The organism is Streptomyces herbicida (genome assembly GCF_032656585.1).
GTDB lineage: Bacteria > Actinomycetota > Actinomycetes > Streptomycetales > Streptomycetaceae > Streptomyces > Streptomyces herbicida.
This window is the reverse complement of sequence record NZ_JAUYWJ010000007.1, coordinates 233,645-248,774: the sequence shown is the minus strand read 5'-3', so window position 1 is coordinate 248,774 and position 15,130 is coordinate 233,645. Positions and strand designations below refer to the sequence as shown.

The window sequence follows — 15,130 nt, the reverse complement described above, 5'->3', positions numbered from 1 at the left end:
CCGGCCTACTGCCCCCGCTCCGCCACGCCCCGCTCCACGCAGAACTCATTGCCCTCCGGGTCGGCCAGCACCACCCAGCCCGTGCCGTCCTCCCGCCGTCGGTCGTCGACGAGCGTGGCGCCGAGGGCGCGCAGGCGTTGGACCTCCTCGTCGCGGGTGTGGTCCTGGGGCTGGAGGTCCACGTGGATGCGGTTCTTGACGGTCTTGGGGTCCGGCACGGTGACGAAGAGCAGTCCCGCGGCCTCGATCAGCGCCTCCGGATCCCCGGGATGGTCGTCCTCGTGCACGGGCTCGCCCAGGACCTGGGACCAGAAGCCGGCGAGGGCATAGGCGTCGGCACAGTCGATCGTCACGTGCCGGATCTTGGAAGTCATACGTCGGATTCTGGTGCGTGCGCGGGGAATTGGAAAACGAATTCGGCAGACGCAAGCCCGCCGCAGGCGCCCTCGCGGCGGCCGGAGCGGCGCGGACAAGGTGGGAGACCACCTCACCGGTGACCTCGCCGTCTCCAAGGACGGCTTCCTGACCTGGGCCTACGCTCCCGTCACCCGTCGTACGCCACCAAGCTCACCGGGACGTCACCGACCACGAAGACCCTGGGGATCGCCCGTCCGACACCGTGAACCGGAAGTGACGGACCGGGCCCCCGGCCCAGCTCACGCTCAGGTCGTACGGCCCGTGCACCTCGACGGAGACCAGCTCCCCGAGGGGCAGGGGGTCCGGCTCGCCGGTGAGACGGGCCACGGCCACGAACAGGGTCGGGCCGTCGCCCGTCGTACCGGAGAGGGCGAAGTCGCCGGACAGGCCGTGGACCGGCCCCAGTTCGGCGTGCTCGTCCTCCCACGGCACCCAGCCGGTGACACGCACGTCGGTCCCGGGTGCCGCGCCCGCCACCAGATGGGCGCGCACCTCCACGGCGCCCTCGGCCACCACGAGGCTGGTGACCTCGATCGCGCCGCCGACGCCCCCCGTGGCGCACCGGGAGGCCGCCCAGCCCTCCCCCACGCCGAGCGGGACGATGCCGGCGCGGTCCCCGTCCCCGCCGACCATCACGATGTTGTCGGGCGGCGAACCGAGCGGCCGCGTGACCGTCGAATAGGCGAACCGCGTGTAGTAGGGGTCGTAGCGGACGTCCTCGCTGCCGTGGTTGTGCAGCCGGACCACACCGTCCGAACTCGTGGACTGCAGTAACCAGTTGGGTCCCACGATCGGGGTCACCGCGTCGGCCCGCTCGGCCGGTCCCGGTTCCTCGGCCGCTGTCCACACCGCGTGGTCCGCGGGCAGGAGCAGCCCGAGAAAGCCCTTGCTCGCCCAGTAGGGGGAGGCCGGTCCCGAATAGCCCTGCAGGAGCGCTGCATCGGGGCCGTGCCAGCCGAGGCTGAGCAGGCCGTGCTCGTCGACGGCCTCCCGGTCCAGGAAGTACTTCAGCGCGCCGGAGGCCAGCCGCCTGGTCTCCCCCGGCGCCAGGGGCGTACGCCCCGTGAGCGCGCCCAGCCACAGCGGGGCCGTCGTCGCGAACCGGTAGGTGAGGGAGCGGCCCTGGAGCATCGGGGCACCGTCGCCGCCGAACAGCCGGGCGTAGTCGGCGAGATGCCGTTCGAGCCGGCCGCCGTACAGGTCGAGGAGACCGGCGTCGTCCGCCAGCCACGCGTGCAGCACCGGATACAGGTGCATGGCCCAGCCGTTGTAGTAGTCGAAGGCGCGGCCGGGGCCGTCGCTGTACCAGCCGTCGCCGACGTACCACTGCTCGATGCGTTCCAGGCCCCGCTCGACGGCCTTGCGGGAGGCGTCGGACTCGTACCCGATCTCCTGGAGGAATCCGCCGACCGTGACCGGGAACAACTCCCAGTTGCAGGGCCAGGGTTCGGCGGTGAGCGCGTCGGCCAGCCAGGCAGCCGCCCGCGCGCGCACGGACTCGTCCAGCCGGTCCCACAGCAGTGGCCGCGTCAGCCGCAGGGCGAGGGCGATCGAGGCGGCCTCGACCAGGGGCTGGCTGCGGTCCTCGATGCGCGGCCAGACGCCCGAGGCCCCGGCGGCGAGTCCGTCCGCGTAGCGCCCGAGGGTGTTCTCGTCCCGGCGGAAGGCGGCCAGCAGCAGCGTACGGGCGTATCCCTCCAGGCCGTCGGAGAGACGGCCCGACCAGCTCTCGTGGTCACCGGGCAGGTGGTAGAGGGCGCGGTCCTCGGTGGCATACGGCTCCACCGCGGCGAGCAGGGCGTCGGCGGCGGCCTCCCAGTGGGCGCGGGTGTATCCGGTGCGCGGGCTCAGGGTGCGGTCGGGCCGGGGCAGGTGCATCGGCGATGGGCTTCCTTCCAGCTGAGCCGGCCTGGGGCGCCCCGGTTCCGGTCGGGACACCCCAGGGTTTCATCCCACCCTCACCTTGCCCTTCGGCACCAGAGGCAGGGCGAGAAGTTCGTCATCCGCTCCGCGCTGGTGGCATCCCTGGGCGTGGAGGGTTCCAACGCTCTGGGTGAGCGGCTCGGGGACGACGGGCTTCCTCAGCGCGGCGACGTGTGTCGACTCGCTGGATCTACCGGCTGACGGGACAGCCGGCGAGCAGCCGCCGCGCCTCGGGTGCGGACAGGGTCAGCGAGTCCTCGCCGCCCGCGTCGACGACCAGCACCACCTCGTCGGCCGGCCAATGGGCGGCCAGCTGCCGCAGGGTGACACGTCGGTAGCAGGGCACCTGGGGGAAGGCCCTGAGCAGCTCCGCCTCCGAAGTGAAGACCATGACCGCGGGGGCGCGGCGGACGCTTTCGACCACCGGCAGCACCAGCCGCACGAACTCGGCGCGGCCGCGTGCGTAACGGACACCGCCGATCGCGGGGATCAGCACGTCGCAGCCCGCCAGCGCTTCCCATGCGCGGGGGTCGGGCGCTCGGGCCAGATCCCGCAGGGCCTCGCGCGCCACTGCCTCGAAGACTTCCGCGGGGATCTCGCTCATGGCGCCACACCTCTGTCACAGGCCCCGTGTCCCGTCGCTACGGCGCTCCCCGTGTCCCGTCGCTACGGCGCTCGCCTACCCACGATCGGCCCGTTCATGCGGCCGCCTCGGTGGGTCCGGTCCTCGACGTGCCGGCCAGGAGCCTGGGGTCCACTGCCGCGCACTTGGAGCTGTGCCGGGCGATCGGCGCGTTGTGCGTGGCGCTCACTCCGGCAACGTTCGAGGCTGCGAACAGCATTTGTCATGACGAACGTTGGGATCGCCGCAAAGGTAAGGGCGAGACACGAGGAGGTCAACCGGGTCCGGACGGGTGGGCGGCATGCGGCGCAGGGGTGGCGCCGGGCGGCCGACGACCGCCCGGCGCCGTTTCGACTAGCGTCGTGGCATGACCGGCAACACCCCCGCAGCGTCCACCAGCCTCGTCGAAGCCCTCGCCGCCGGGACCCTCGTGCTCGACGGCGGCATGTCCACCCAGCTGGAGTCCGCCGGGCACGACCTGAGCGACGAGCTGTGGTCGGCGCGGCTGCTCGCCGAACGGCCCGAGGCGGTCATCGAGGCGCACCTCGCCTACTTCATGGCGGGCGCGAACGTGGCGATCACCGCGAGCTACCAGGCCACCTTCGAGGGCTTCGCCAAGCGCGGGATCGACCGTGCGGAGTCGGCCCGGCTGCTCGCGCTGAGCGTGGAGCTGGCCCGGGAGGCGGCACGCCAGGCCCACGACGAGGGGATCGTACGCCCGCTCTGGGTGGCGGCCTCGGTCGGTCCGTACGGGGCGATGCTGGCGGACGGCTCGGAGTACCGGGGCCGGTACGGGCTGAGCGTCGACGCGCTGGAGCGCTTCCACCGCCCGCGTCTCGAGGTGCTGGCCGCCGCCGCGCCCGATGTCCTGGCCCTGGAGACGGTCCCGGACACCGACGAGGCGACGGCACTGCTGCGGGCGGTGCGCGGACTCGGCGTGCCGGCCTGGCTGTCGTACACGGTCGACGGGGACCGCACCCGCGCAGGTCAGCCCCTGGACGAGGCGTTCGCCCTGGCGGCCGGCGTGGACGAGGTCGTCGCGGTGGGCGTCAACTGCTGTGCGCCCGGGGACGTGGACCACGCCATCGGGACCGCGGCCCGGGTGACCGGCAAGCCAGTCGTCGTCTACCCCAACAGCGGCGAGACCTGGGACGCGAAGGCCCGCACCTGGACCGGCCGCGCCACCTTCACCACCGAACAGATCAAGGCATGGCACGACGCGGGCGCCCACCTGATCGGCGGCTGCTGCCGGGTGGGCCCCCGGGCGATCACGTCGATCGCACGAACGCTGGCCATGGTCTGACCCCACCTGACCCCGCCGATTCCGGCGCGACCGGGGCAAGGGACGCGGCGTGCGATGAGTGTCCGGGACACCCGGTCCGCGCCGCCTCGTGCGGCCGGACCGCATGGACGGCCATGGTCCGGCGCGACGGGACGCCCGCTCCCTGCGCCCCGCTCGCTGCGGCCGGTGACCAACGGTCAACGAGTCAATGCTTGCGGGTCCCCACCGAGCGGCGCAGGCGGCGTACCGCGGACGCCAGTTCCGCGGCGCGCGCGGGTGTCGGTGTGCCGTTGATGGTGCTCGGCTCCGGTGTGTCGGTGCCGGTCGCCGCCGTCGCCCACAGAGCCAGTTCGGCATCCCGCGGGCCGAATGCGATGTGCGGTTCACCGTCGCCGAAGATCTGGACAGGGTGTTCGGAGTCCCACGGCCGCCAACCCGGATCCCCCGTGTCGGCGAACCGCACCCAGGCCCCGTGCATGGCGTCGCACAACTCCTTCGGCGCGCCCTCGCCGGCGAGCTTCGCCGAGTCCGGGACGTGCCCCGTGTCGAAGACGAACCCGAGTTCCAGCGCGTGGCAGGCCCCGAGGCCGGGCAGGTTGGAGGGCCAGGCGAACTCGTAGACGTACGACGATCCGGGACGCGCGTCCGCCAGCCGGTGCAGCGGGAGGCGCAGCAGATGGTCCGTGACCATCTGGCCGACGATCTCGGAGGGGCCGGCCTCGGGATGCCGCGCGCGGTAGCCGCGCGGCACCTCGTGGCCGCAGCGGCAGCGGGCCATGGCCCCGGCGAGTGCCACCGGCCCGAGCCGGTCCACACGGTCCACGAGGCCGCCCGGCACCAGCCACAGCCGGTACTCGTCGCGGGTCCAGCCCATGAGCAGGTCGACGCCTTTGGCGGCCTCGCCCTCCACCAGGGCCTCCAGCGGGTCGCGCGGGACGATGTCGCCGTCGACGACGATCCCGAACGCGGGACCGCCCAGGACCGGGCTGCTCAGCCGCCCCACCTCGGCCTGGGTGCGCAGCAGCAGGTCGCGGTCGACGGCGGCGAAGGCCTCGGCGGTGGCGGGGACCTTGAGCCGGGCCGCCATACGGCGGACCATCCGCCGTACCTTGTCGCGTTCCGAGGCCTCCGGCGGTCCGCTCTGCAGCACGGCCCGGCGGACCAGGCCCTGGGCGCCCGGCGCGGCGATCAGCGCACCGGTGCTGATGGCCCCGGCCGACTGTCCGGCCAGGGTGATCCGGCCCGGGTCGCCACCGAACGCCGCGATCGACTCGTACACCCATTCGAGCGCGGCCAGTTGGTCACGGAGTCCGGCATTGGGAGGCGTGTCGGGGAACAGCCCGTAGCCTTCGACGCCGAGCCGGTAGTTGACCGAGACGAGGACGACACCGTCGCGGGCGAAGCCATGACCGTCGTACACGGGCACGGACGAGGATCCCCTGGTCAGGGCGCCGCCGTGCAGCCACACCAGGACGGGGAGCCGGGCCGCGGGGCCGGGCTCGGGGGTCCAGACGTTCAGGTTGAGACAGTCCTCGCCGCCCACGAAGGGGTCGGAGAGGTACTGCGCGAACGCTTCGGAGTACGGCGGTTTCGGGGCGGTCGGCCCGAAGGCGCCCGCGTCACGCACCCCGTCCCAGGGCTCCGGTCGTTCGGGCGGCCGGAAGCGACGGGGCCCGAAGGGCGGGGCGGCGTACGGGATGCCGCGGAACACCGCGACCTCACGCTCGTACCTGCCGCGGACCGCGCCGTATGGGGTTCTGACCACGAGGCCCGCCTGGTCTGCCGCCATCCGCCCACCAGCTCCTCCCGCGCTCGCGTTCGCGCACCGGTAAATGCAGAGCATCACATCGGCTCCGGCTATTCCTGCACACGAGGCGCACGGGAGGCCGTTCGGGTGACGGAGCGCCGTGCTCGCACACACAGCCACGGAACCAAGGGGACGGGCGACACGTCTTGTGCAACCGGAGCCGGAGGTTCGACAAAGGGAAGTGCTGCGGCATGTCCAAAGAGTCCATCGGCATCGTGTTGTGCGTGCTGGCCGGCGTGATGATCCTGAGCGCCACGCTTCGGGATGCCGTGGTGGTGCGCCGGCTGCGTCGGCACGGGATGCGCACGTGTGGCGTCGTGGTCGACAACGTGCGGGTCAACGACGGCGACGGGCCGTCGTGGGTGCCGGTCATCGCATTCACCGACCGGATGGGGCACCGGGTGGAGTTCTCACCGCAGATACGCGGGACCGGGATGGGGCTGCCGACGGGGCGCCAAGTGCAGGTGGTGTACCTGGCGGACAACCCTCAGGTGGCCCGGGTCCTGATGTGGCGGCACATGACGGGGGCGACGTTGTTCCTCGCGTTCGGGGCTGCGCTCTTCCTGTCGGCCGCGGGGTTGATCATTTTGGTCAGCTGACCGGCTTCCCCGTTCGCGATGACGCAGGGCGAGTGCCCTGACGGAAGGGACGCGTACGGAACTGCCGACCCGGCTGGTCCGGCGGGCGAGCACGGCAGCGCGGACCGCCCGGACGGGCGCATGACGGTGACCAGGGAAGGCCAAGATCGTTCCCGGGGCATGAAACTCACCAAGCGCAGAGCAGCGGTCATCGTCCTCGCCCTCGCCGCGGTGGCCGTGGCCACCGCCATCGGCACGGCCCAGGCGGCCTGCCCGGCCCCGGCGCCGATCCCCCGTGACCGCTCCGCGGCCGCCCTCCTCCCCGCCGACGAGCACGAGGACGTCGAACTCGACGAGCAGGGCCGCCCCGACCTCCGCGAGGACTGACGGCCGCCGTGAACGACGGCGGCCGGGAACGACGGCGGCCGGGAACGACGGCGGCCGGACACCTCCCGCACGGGGTGTCCAGCCGCCCAGATGGCCCGGTCTTCACTCCTCCCCGTCCCGGTCGGCCGCGCCGACGAGGGCCTCCATCAGGTCGACGGCGCTCCCGTCGTGGTCGCTGCCGGCCGTGCCGCTGCCGGTCTGGACGTTGGCCGTGCGGTCGACCTCGAGGATCGAGTCCGCCCGGGAGTTGTCGATGACGGTGATGAGACTGTCGGTGGCGGCCGCCGGTGCGGCCGCCGCCCCCAGCAGCGCCGCCGCCAGCACCGTGACCGTCCGCAGCCGCGGGGCTCGGGTCACGCGCCCACGCCCTCGGGCTCGAGCCGCTCGCGGGCGATGTTGCGCTCGAGCAGGCTCGTGGACGCCTTGACGCCGACCCCGCTCGCCGCGTCCACCTCGGGCAGCCGGCCGTCCGCCGCCCTCAGTTCGGTGAGCGCGGAGTCCATCGCCTGGTGGGCGGCGAACAGACACGGGGTGCTGTAGATGGCGACGTCGACGCCCAGGTCGTTCAGTTCGGTCAGCGACAGCCGGGGCGACTTGCCGCCGGCGATCTGGTTGAACAGCAGCGGCTTGTCGCCGACGACCTTTCGGATCCGCTGGATCCACTCCACGCTGCGCACCCCGTCCACCAGGACCACGTCGGCGTCGGTGGCGGCAAGCCGCTCCGCCCGGTGCAGGATGTCGTGCTCGTCGGTGGCGTCCGTACGGGCCACCACCACCAGGTCCTGACGGGTCGCCAGCACCCTCTCCAGCTTCTCCAGATACTCCTCCAGCGGCAGCACCTGCTTGCCGTCGGCGTGCCCGCACCGACGCGGCCGCTTCTGGTCCTCAAGGATCACCCCGGAGGCGCCGATCCGCTCCAGCCCCTCGACGACGTGGCAGGCGACCTCCGGGTCCACGTACCCGTCGTCGATGTCCACCAGCAGGTGGTGGTGCGGGAACGCACCCCGCAGCCGCTGGACGAACGCGACCATGTCCGGCCAGGCGATGAATCCGATGTCCGGCAGCCCGTAGTACGAGGCCGCGAATCCGAAGCCGGAAACGAACATCCCGTCGTAGTGCTTGGCCGCGATCGAGGCCGAGTACATGTCGTACACACCGATGAGCGGGGTGGTCCCCGGCCCGGCGATCTGCTCGCGCAGCGTCTTCCCGTAAGTCACTGTCTAGCCCCTCGTGTGAATGGCGCTTTACCAGGACAAAAGGATCTCTAGGTGTTCACGTGACTTTCCTGCTACGCGGCCTTTACTCACCCCAATGGGGCAACCGGTTCACCGGAGAAACGTCACTGACCCCGGTCGCTCGGCACCGCCCAGCCGATTCCGCCGTGCAGATGGGCGACGAAGTCCGCCCCCCCCCTGCTCCCGGCACCACACCAGGGGACGGACCCCCATGTCCCGCCGCCGTACGACGCTTCGTCCACATGTACGGAGTACGCGGACCGCACCCGCGAAGCCGGGGAGTCATTTGACCGAGTTTCGATGTTCCCGGGGCGGGAGTCACGCTCCGTGTCCATGATGATGCATATGGGCACGATTCGACGGGCACGGAAGAACGCCTCGGCGATGAAGATGGTGGGCGCACTGCTCGCCCTCCACCGGGAGGCCGCCGGTTACACACAGCGGTCGCTGGGCGAGCGGTTCGTCGTCGGCGAGCAGCAGATCGCGTCGATCGAGCAGGGCAGACGGCCGCTGAAGCCGGATCTTGCCGAGCAGCTCGACGAACTCCTCGATACTAGGGGGGCGTTGTCGGTTGCGTTGAGCAAGATGCCGGAGGTGGATCTGGTTCCGTTGTGGGCGGAGGAGTATCTCGATCGGGAGCGGGAGGCGATCACCATCTCCGTGTACGCGAGCCTCGCCGTACCGGGTCAACTCCAGACCGAGGACTACGCACGGGCGGTCTTCCGCAGCCGCGTGCCGGTCTACGACGAGGACGAGGTCGAGCAGCTCGTCACAGCCCGCATGGAGAGGCAGGTGATCCTGCAACACAGGACACGGCCCTCCACGAGCTTCGTGATCTGGGAACCGGTCCTGCGGGACTTCCTTGGCGGGAAGGAGGTGTATCTCGCACAGGTGCGGAAGCTGCGCGAGTACGCCGACGTCCCCGGCATCACCGTGCAGATCTTGCCGCTCGGTCGCACCTCTCACGCAGGCCTCGACGGTCCGTTCGTCCTCTTAGAGACACCTGAACACCAGCGGCTCGCCTACATGGAAACTCAGCGCGGAAGCCACCTGATCGCCGATCCAGACGAGGTGGGGATCCTTACCCAGAAGTATGCGATGCTGCGGACGCAGGCTCTCAACACCGAAGAAACGAGGGACCTGTTGGACCGGCTTCTGGGAGAGCGATGAGCGGCACCGCGCTTGAGTGGTTCAAGTCGAGCTACAGCAGCGAGGAGGGTGGCGCCTGCATCGAAGTCGCTTACGTCTGGCGCAAGTCGAGCTACAGCGGCAGCGAGGGCGGTGAGTGCATCGAAGTCGCCCTCGAACCCGGGGCCATCCACATCCGCGACTCCAAGACCCCCACCACTGCCCACCTCACGGTCTCCCCCACCGCCTGGACGGCCTTCCTGAAGCTGCCCCGGGCCTAACCGCCCTCCCCGACACTGTTGTCGGGCGCCCCGTCCCCGTACGAGGGAAGGTCACCCCGCCGTACCGGCTCCGTGGGCGTCGGCGCGGGCGACGGCAGCAACGCGGCAAGCTCTTTGGCCGAGGGACGGTAGACGGAACGGGCCGCCTCCCGCAGCACCTCCCGGGAGACCTTCTCGCCGCTGATGTGCACCACCTGCCCCTTCTTGGGTGCCACGCACTCCTCCTCCTTCGGGCAGACGGCTGCGGTCACCGTGCCACGGTCGGAGTAGAGGTGAAGGACGCCGCCGTCCTTCGACCAGTAGGAGACGGAGAAGCCGTCGTCCCCGTTCACGCCGACGGACTGCTGGGCCGGGGTGAAGCCGGACGCCTTGGTGACGTAGACGAGCTCCGGTGCGACGCCCAACGCCCGGACGCGGGCATCGAGTTCGGACGTGTCAGGAGTACCGGAGGTACCGGCTCCGGTACCCGCCTTCTCGGTGCCGCAGGCGGTGAGCAGTACGGGGAGCAGGAGTAACGGCGTCAGCGCGCGCACGGTACGGATCATGCACCCATCCTGCCGTACAAATGTTCCACAGGAAGGGGGCATTTCACTTGAGGCGACTCTCTTGAACGGGGGCACCGGCACCCCTAGCCTCAGCCGGAATGAATGCCATCCCCCCACTCCTGGACCACCTCGTCCTGGCAACGCCCGACCTCACGGCGACGGTCGCCGACTTCACCGAGCGGACCGGTGTGGCACCCGCTCCCGGTGGTGTCCACGTCGAGCTCGGCACCCGTAACTACCTGGTGTCACTGGGCAGGTCCAGCTATCTGGAGATCATCGGTCCGGACCCGGAGCAGGAGCCCCCGTCGGGCCAGCACCCCTTCGGGGTCGACGGGCTGACCGGCCCGCGCACGGTGACCTGGGCGATCGGCCCACCGGACCTGGACGCGGCGGTCGCGACGGCCCGGGCTCGGGGATTCGACCCCGGGCCCACGTACCCGATGAGCCGCCGCGCCCCCGGCGGGGCCCTGTTGGAGTGGCGCCTGACCTACACCGCGCACCCTTCGGGGCTGGTGCCCTTCCTGATCGACTGGGGTCGTTCGGTGCACCCCGCCGCGTCGGGGCTGCCCGTCACGCCGCTGGTGGAGGTGTCGGCCACCGCTCCCGACCCGGACGAGATCCGCGCTCTGCTGACCACCCTGGGCACCGAACTCCGCCTCGGCGAGGGGCCGGTGGCCATCTCCTTCACCGTGGAGACGCCCAAGGGACCCGTGATCTTCGATTAGGCGGACGGGCTCGCGCGGATCACCGCCTGGTCTCCGCGAGGTCCGAACAGGTGCAGGATCTCTACCGCGTTCGTGTCCGCCGGGCCGAACCAGTGCGGCTCCCTGGTGTCGAACTCGGCCACTTCGCCCGGGCGCAGGGTGAAGTCGCGTTCCCCGAGCACGATGCGCAGCTCGCCCGCGAGGACGTAGAGCCACTCGTAGCCGTCGTGGGTCACCAGCTTCGGTTCGCGGGGCGCCAGGACCTGCTTGAACACCTGCACCCGGCCCGGGTACTGGGTCAGCGGCACCAGGACGCTGCCCTGACCGTGGCGCTGGGGCTTGAGGTGCACGCGCGGGTCGCCGGTGGCGGGTGCGGCCACCAGTTGGTCGAGTGCGACACGGTGTGCCCGCGCGAGCGGGATGAGCAGGTCGAGGGTCGGGCGCCGCCTGCCGGATTCGAGCCGGGACAGCGTGCTGACGGAGATCCCGGTCGTCGCGGCGAGGTCCTCCAGCGTGAGTCCGCGGTCCCGGCGGAGGGTGCGCAGCCGGGGGCCGATGCCGTCGAGTATCTCTTCCACTTCCGCGTCCACGGAGTCCAGTTTTGCAGCCTTCGCAAGAACGCTGGGCCGCGGTGGTGGTCCGGTCGGACTCTTGCCGGGCTGGTACTCCCGGACGTGAGAGGCAGACCGTGACCACGACGACACATCCTGTTCAGCCGCCCCTTCTGAGCGCGCGCAGACGCTGGACGGTGCTGGCCGTCTGCTGTCTGAGCATGTTCCTGGTGGGCCTGGACACCACCATCGTGAATGTGGGCCTGCCCGCCATCGGGCGCGGCCTGGACGTCGGGACGCGCGGCCTGGAATGGACCGTGGACGCCTACACCCTCGTCCTGGCCGGCCTGCTGATCTCCTCGGGCGCGCTGGCGGACCGGTTCGGACGCCGGCGGGTGTTCCAGAGCGGGCTGGTCGTGTTCGGCACGGCCTCGCTGGTCTGCGCGGCGGCCCCCACGGCGGGCGCGCTCATTGCCGCCCGTGCCGCGCAGGGCATCGGTGCCTCGATGCTCAGTCCCGTGGCTCTGGCGATCGTGGTGAACGCCATGCCCGACCCGAGGGAGCGGGCACAGGCCATCGGCGTCTGGGCCTCGGTCTTCGGGCTCAGCATGGCCGCAGGTCCCGTCACCGGCGGCGCCCTACTCGCCGGGTTCGGCTGGCGGTCGCTGTTCTGGGTCAACGCGCCGGTCGTGGTGGCCGCCCTCGTGCTCAGCGCGGTGTTCGTACCGGAGTCCAGGGCCGCGCAACGGGTGCGGCGGCTCGACGTCCCGGGTCAGGCTCTGCTGACCGTGGTCATCGGGGTCTCGGTCGGTGTCCTCATCGAGGGGCCGCGCATCGGCTGGACGTCGCCCGTGGCGCTGACCGCGTACGCGCTCGCCGTCCTGGCGACCGTGGCATTCGTACGGGTCGAGTCCCGCCGTCCCGAGCCGCTGATGGACCTGGGGCTGTTCCGGCGTCCGGCGTTCACCGGCGCGGTGCTCGGCGCCGTCGCGGTCTTCGTCGCCCTGAACGTGACGCTGCTCCTCAACACGCTCTATCTGCAGCACACCCGGGGGTGGACACCCCTGGCCACGGGGACGGCGACCTTGCCGATGGCGCTCGCGGCGACCGTCTGCGCGCCCCTGTCCGGACGTCTGGTCGGCCGCATCGGGCCACGGCTCCCGCTCGTCCTCGCCGGCGCCTTCCTCACGGCGGGCGGTCTCTGCCTGGTCGGACTCGGCCAGGACACGAGCGTGTTCCTGCTCCTGTCGGCCTACGCGCTCATCGGCGTCGGATTCGGTTTCGCCAACGCCCCCATCACCAACACCGCGGTGAGCGGGCTGCCGCCGAGCCGGGCCGGTGTGGCCGGGGCGATCACCTCCACCGCCCGCCAGTTCGGCTCCGCGCTCGGCATCGCCCTGGCCGGCGGCCTGGTCGCGGGCACCGCCCCGGCGGGGCTCGCCGATGCGTCCCGCCCCGGCTGGATCCTGGTCGCGGGCTGCGGGCTGTTCCTGTTCGCGATGGCACGAGGAACGACGCGCAAGGAATGACCCGACCCCTCGCGCTGGCGGCGACCCCCTCGCGTCCGATTCCTTCAAGACCGGATACCGCCACCCCGCCTACGGTGACGACATGACTCCACGATTCGCCGTGATCGGCGTGGTGGCCTCCGACCTGGCCGCCTCGCTCGCCTTCTACCGCCGCCTCGGGCTCGTCTTCCCCGAAGGCGCCGAGGACCAGCCGCATGTCGAGGCCGAACTGCCCGGTGGGCTGACCCTCGCCCTGGACACCGAGGCAACCGTCCGCTCATTCCACCCCGGATGGCGGCCACCGGCCGGCGGGGGCCGGGTGGGGCTCGCCTTCCGGTGCGGGTCACCCGCTGAGGTCGACGCCGCCTACGAGGACCTGGTGGGCGCCGGGTACCACGGCGAACTCAAGCCGTGGGACGCCTTCTGGGGCCAGCGGTACGCCACCGTGCACGACCCCGACGGCAACGGCGTCGACCTGTTCGCACCGCTACCGGCCGCCGACTAGCCGCCCCAGCGGCACACCCGCCAACTCCTTCACGTCCCGCGCCAGATGCGGCTGGTCCGCGTAACCGGCACGAACCGCCGTCTCCGCGAAGGACACACCGGAGCGGGCCAGCGCAAGCGCCCTCTGCAACCGCAGGATCCGGGCCAGGGTCTTGGGGCCGTAGCCGAAGGCGGCCAGGCAGTGTCGGTGCAACTGGCGTGCGCCCAGGCCCAGTTCGTCGGCGGTCGCGGCCACCGGGCGGCCCGCGTCCAGAGCCGTGACCAGCCGCCCCAGCAGGGGATCGGGCGGGTCCAGGTCCGCCGCCCGCTCCAGCGCGCTCTCCTCCAGCGCCGTCGCCGGGTCCGCCGCCGCCTCGGTCCGGGCCCGCAGGCGTCGTACCTCCGCGGCGGGCCACAGGTCGGCCAACTCCACGCGCATGTTGCGGAGTTCGGCGGCCGGTACGCCCAGGTAGGCGGGCGCGGTGCCGGGGTGGAAGCGCAGGCCCGCCCAGCGCACGGCCTGGCCTTCGGGGACGTGGGCGCGGGTGTCCGGGCCCGCGACCAGCAGCCGTCCCTCGCTCCACAGCAGGTCCATGCAGCCGTCGGGCAGGACCGGCAGGACGGCGGGGTCCTCCAGGGTGCGGCGCCACACCACGGCGCCGGTCAGCCGGGACGCCCGCTCCTCGTACACGTACGCCAGGCTACGCCGCCCGGGTCCGGTGCTCCTGCGGGCTGACGCCGTACACCCGTTTGAACGCGCTGGAGAGGGCGAACGCGCTGCCGTAGCCGACCTCGCGGGCGATGGCGCCGATGGTGTCCTCGCTGTCGCGCAGTCGGTCGGCGGCGAGTGCGAGGCGCCAGCCGGTGAGGTAGGACATCGGGGGTTCGCCGACCAGGTCGGTGAAGCGGCGGGCGAGCGCCGCTCGGGAGACTCCGGCCTCGGCGGCGAGGGACGCCACGGTCCAGGGATGCGCCGGATCGTCCTGCAGCAGCCTCAGCACCCGGCCGACGACCGGATCCGCGAGCGCCCGGTACCAGGCGGGGGCCTCCGCCTCCGGGCGGGAGAACCAGGCCCGGAGCGCGGCGATGACCAGCAGGTCGAGCAGGCGGTCGAGGACGACTGCCTGGCCCGGTTCGTCCCGCACGATCTCCTCCATGAGGAGCGGGGTGAGCGGGCACTGCCACACGTCGGTGGTGAGGGAGAGCAGCGGCGGGAGCGCGTCCAGCAGACGGCCGCTGATCTCGCCCTGCATGAGGTACGTGCCGATGAGCATGACCGTGGAGCCGTCGAGGCGGTCGCCCCAGGTTCGTACGCCCAGGTCCATGGAGCCCTGCAGGGAGGTGCCGTCGGGGTAGCGGCACTCGCCGCGCGGCAGGATCAGCGCCTGGGGGGCGGTGTCCGGGTCGTCGGCGCAGGTGTACGGGTCCGGGCCGCGCGCTATGGCCAGGTCGCCGGCCCGCAGCCGCACCGGCTCGCCGCCGCCGTCGGGCACGATCCAGGAGTCGCCGCGGACCATGAGCATGACCGTGAGCGGGGCGCGGTCCTCTACCCGTACGGCCCAGGGCGGGTCGAAGCACGCCCGGATCATGAAGGCGCCACGTGCGCGTGGGCCTTCCAGCAGGCCTGCGAGGGGGTCCATGGGGCCAGCGTAGACGTGCACTTATGGGAACGAGCCGTT

At 71.9% G+C, this 15,130-nt stretch carries 18 protein-coding genes; 8 read left to right on the top strand and 10 right to left on the bottom strand.

Features of this window, described 5'->3' with window-relative positions; genetic code table 11:
- Positions 1-5: 5 nt before the first annotated feature.
- From Q8A52_RS17265 to Q8A52_RS17255, 3 genes are all read right to left on the bottom strand, one after another.
- Entirely contained in the window at positions 6-374 is a 369-nt protein-coding gene (locus Q8A52_RS17265) for a VOC family protein (protein ID WP_316753014.1), read from the bottom strand.
- A 193-nt stretch (positions 375-567) separates the two neighbouring features.
- Complete coding sequence (locus Q8A52_RS17260; RefSeq protein ID WP_316753012.1) at positions 568-2,295, bottom strand: DUF2264 domain-containing protein; 1,728 nt, start codon at positions 2,293-2,295, stop codon at positions 568-570.
- A gap of 235 nt (positions 2,296-2,530) precedes the next feature.
- Complete coding sequence (locus tag Q8A52_RS17255; RefSeq protein WP_316753010.1) at positions 2,531-2,944, bottom strand: SseB family protein; 414 nt, start codon at positions 2,942-2,944, stop codon at positions 2,531-2,533.
- Positions 2,945-3,329: 385 nt separating this feature from the next.
- On the opposite strand from Q8A52_RS17255, the gene mmuM reads away from it, so the two are divergent.
- The gene (gene mmuM, locus Q8A52_RS17250; protein WP_316753008.1) at positions 3,330-4,265 is read left to right on the top strand and encodes a homocysteine S-methyltransferase; all 936 of its coding nucleotides are present in this window, start codon (positions 3,330-3,332) and stop codon (positions 4,263-4,265) included.
- A gap of 184 nt (positions 4,266-4,449) precedes the next feature.
- Here the strand turns inward: mmuM and Q8A52_RS17245 are convergent, their stop codons facing one another.
- Positions 4,450-6,033 carry a carboxylesterase/lipase family protein gene (locus Q8A52_RS17245; RefSeq protein WP_316753006.1) on the bottom strand — a complete coding sequence of 528 codons (1,584 nt, stop codon included), beginning with the start codon at positions 6,031-6,033 and terminating at the stop codon, positions 4,450-4,452.
- Between the two features lie 209 nt (positions 6,034-6,242).
- On the opposite strand from Q8A52_RS17245, the gene Q8A52_RS17240 reads away from it, so the two are divergent.
- Together Q8A52_RS17240 and Q8A52_RS17235 are read left to right on the top strand one after the other, a co-directional pair.
- The gene (locus tag Q8A52_RS17240; protein WP_316753004.1) at positions 6,243-6,650 is read left to right on the top strand and encodes a DUF3592 domain-containing protein; all 408 of its coding nucleotides are present in this window, start codon (positions 6,243-6,245) and stop codon (positions 6,648-6,650) included.
- A gap of 159 nt (positions 6,651-6,809) precedes the next feature.
- The gene (locus tag Q8A52_RS17235; protein ID WP_316753002.1) at positions 6,810-7,016 is read left to right on the top strand and encodes a hypothetical protein; all 207 of its coding nucleotides are present in this window, start codon (positions 6,810-6,812) and stop codon (positions 7,014-7,016) included.
- A gap of 102 nt (positions 7,017-7,118) precedes the next feature.
- On the opposite strand, the gene Q8A52_RS17230 is transcribed toward Q8A52_RS17235, so the two are convergent.
- A complete protein-coding gene (locus Q8A52_RS17230) occupies positions 7,119-7,373 on the bottom strand; it encodes a hypothetical protein (protein WP_316753000.1) in 255 nt (84 codons plus the stop codon).
- Positions 7,370-8,233, bottom strand: a complete 864-nt coding sequence (locus tag Q8A52_RS17225; RefSeq protein WP_316752998.1) for an isocitrate lyase/PEP mutase family protein — start codon at positions 8,231-8,233, stop codon at positions 7,370-7,372. The genes Q8A52_RS17230 and Q8A52_RS17225 overlap by 4 nt, the downstream gene beginning before the upstream one ends.
- Before the next feature lie 363 nt (positions 8,234-8,596).
- On the opposite strand from Q8A52_RS17225, the gene Q8A52_RS17220 reads away from it, so the two are divergent.
- Both Q8A52_RS17220 and Q8A52_RS17215 read left to right on the top strand, forming a co-directional pair.
- Entirely contained in the window at positions 8,597-9,421 is an 825-nt protein-coding gene (locus Q8A52_RS17220; RefSeq protein WP_316752996.1) for a helix-turn-helix domain-containing protein, read from the top strand.
- Positions 9,418-9,660: a DUF397 domain-containing protein gene (locus Q8A52_RS17215; protein WP_316752994.1), complete on the top strand. Its 243-nt coding sequence runs from the start codon at positions 9,418-9,420 to the stop codon at positions 9,658-9,660. The genes Q8A52_RS17220 and Q8A52_RS17215 overlap by 4 nt, the downstream gene beginning before the upstream one ends.
- Here the strand turns inward: Q8A52_RS17215 and Q8A52_RS17210 are convergent.
- Complete coding sequence (locus Q8A52_RS17210; RefSeq protein WP_316752992.1) at positions 9,657-10,205, bottom strand: membrane lipoprotein; 549 nt, start codon at positions 10,203-10,205, stop codon at positions 9,657-9,659. The genes Q8A52_RS17215 and Q8A52_RS17210 overlap by 4 nt on opposite strands.
- Positions 10,206-10,303: 98 nt before the next feature.
- Here Q8A52_RS17210 and Q8A52_RS17205 point away from each other — a divergent pair, with 98 nt between their 5' ends.
- Complete coding sequence (locus Q8A52_RS17205; protein WP_316752990.1) at positions 10,304-10,930, top strand: VOC family protein; 627 nt, start codon at positions 10,304-10,306, stop codon at positions 10,928-10,930.
- On the opposite strand, the gene Q8A52_RS17200 is transcribed toward Q8A52_RS17205, so the two are convergent.
- Positions 10,927-11,499, bottom strand: coding sequence for a helix-turn-helix domain-containing protein (locus Q8A52_RS17200; RefSeq protein ID WP_316752989.1), 573 nt, complete (start codon positions 11,497-11,499; stop codon positions 10,927-10,929). The genes Q8A52_RS17205 and Q8A52_RS17200 overlap by 4 nt on opposite strands.
- A gap of 98 nt (positions 11,500-11,597) precedes the next feature.
- On the opposite strand from Q8A52_RS17200, the gene Q8A52_RS17195 reads away from it, so the two are divergent.
- Complete coding sequence (locus Q8A52_RS17195) at positions 11,598-12,989, top strand: MFS transporter (protein ID WP_316752987.1); 1,392 nt, start codon at positions 11,598-11,600, stop codon at positions 12,987-12,989.
- 82 nt (positions 12,990-13,071) lie between these two features.
- Positions 13,072-13,473, top strand: coding sequence for a VOC family protein (locus tag Q8A52_RS17190; RefSeq protein ID WP_316752986.1), 402 nt, complete (start codon positions 13,072-13,074; stop codon positions 13,471-13,473).
- Here the strand turns inward: Q8A52_RS17190 and Q8A52_RS17185 are convergent.
- Together Q8A52_RS17185 and Q8A52_RS17180 are read right to left on the bottom strand one after the other, a co-directional pair.
- The gene (locus tag Q8A52_RS17185) at positions 13,456-14,142 is read right to left on the bottom strand and encodes a helix-turn-helix transcriptional regulator (RefSeq protein WP_316752984.1); all 687 of its coding nucleotides are present in this window, start codon (positions 14,140-14,142) and stop codon (positions 13,456-13,458) included. The two genes, Q8A52_RS17190 and Q8A52_RS17185, sit on opposite strands and share 18 nt — an antisense overlap.
- Positions 14,143-14,152: 10 nt before the next feature.
- Positions 14,153-15,091, bottom strand: coding sequence for an AraC family transcriptional regulator (locus Q8A52_RS17180; RefSeq protein ID WP_316752983.1), 939 nt, complete (start codon positions 15,089-15,091; stop codon positions 14,153-14,155).
- Positions 15,092-15,130: the final 39 nt, after the last annotated feature.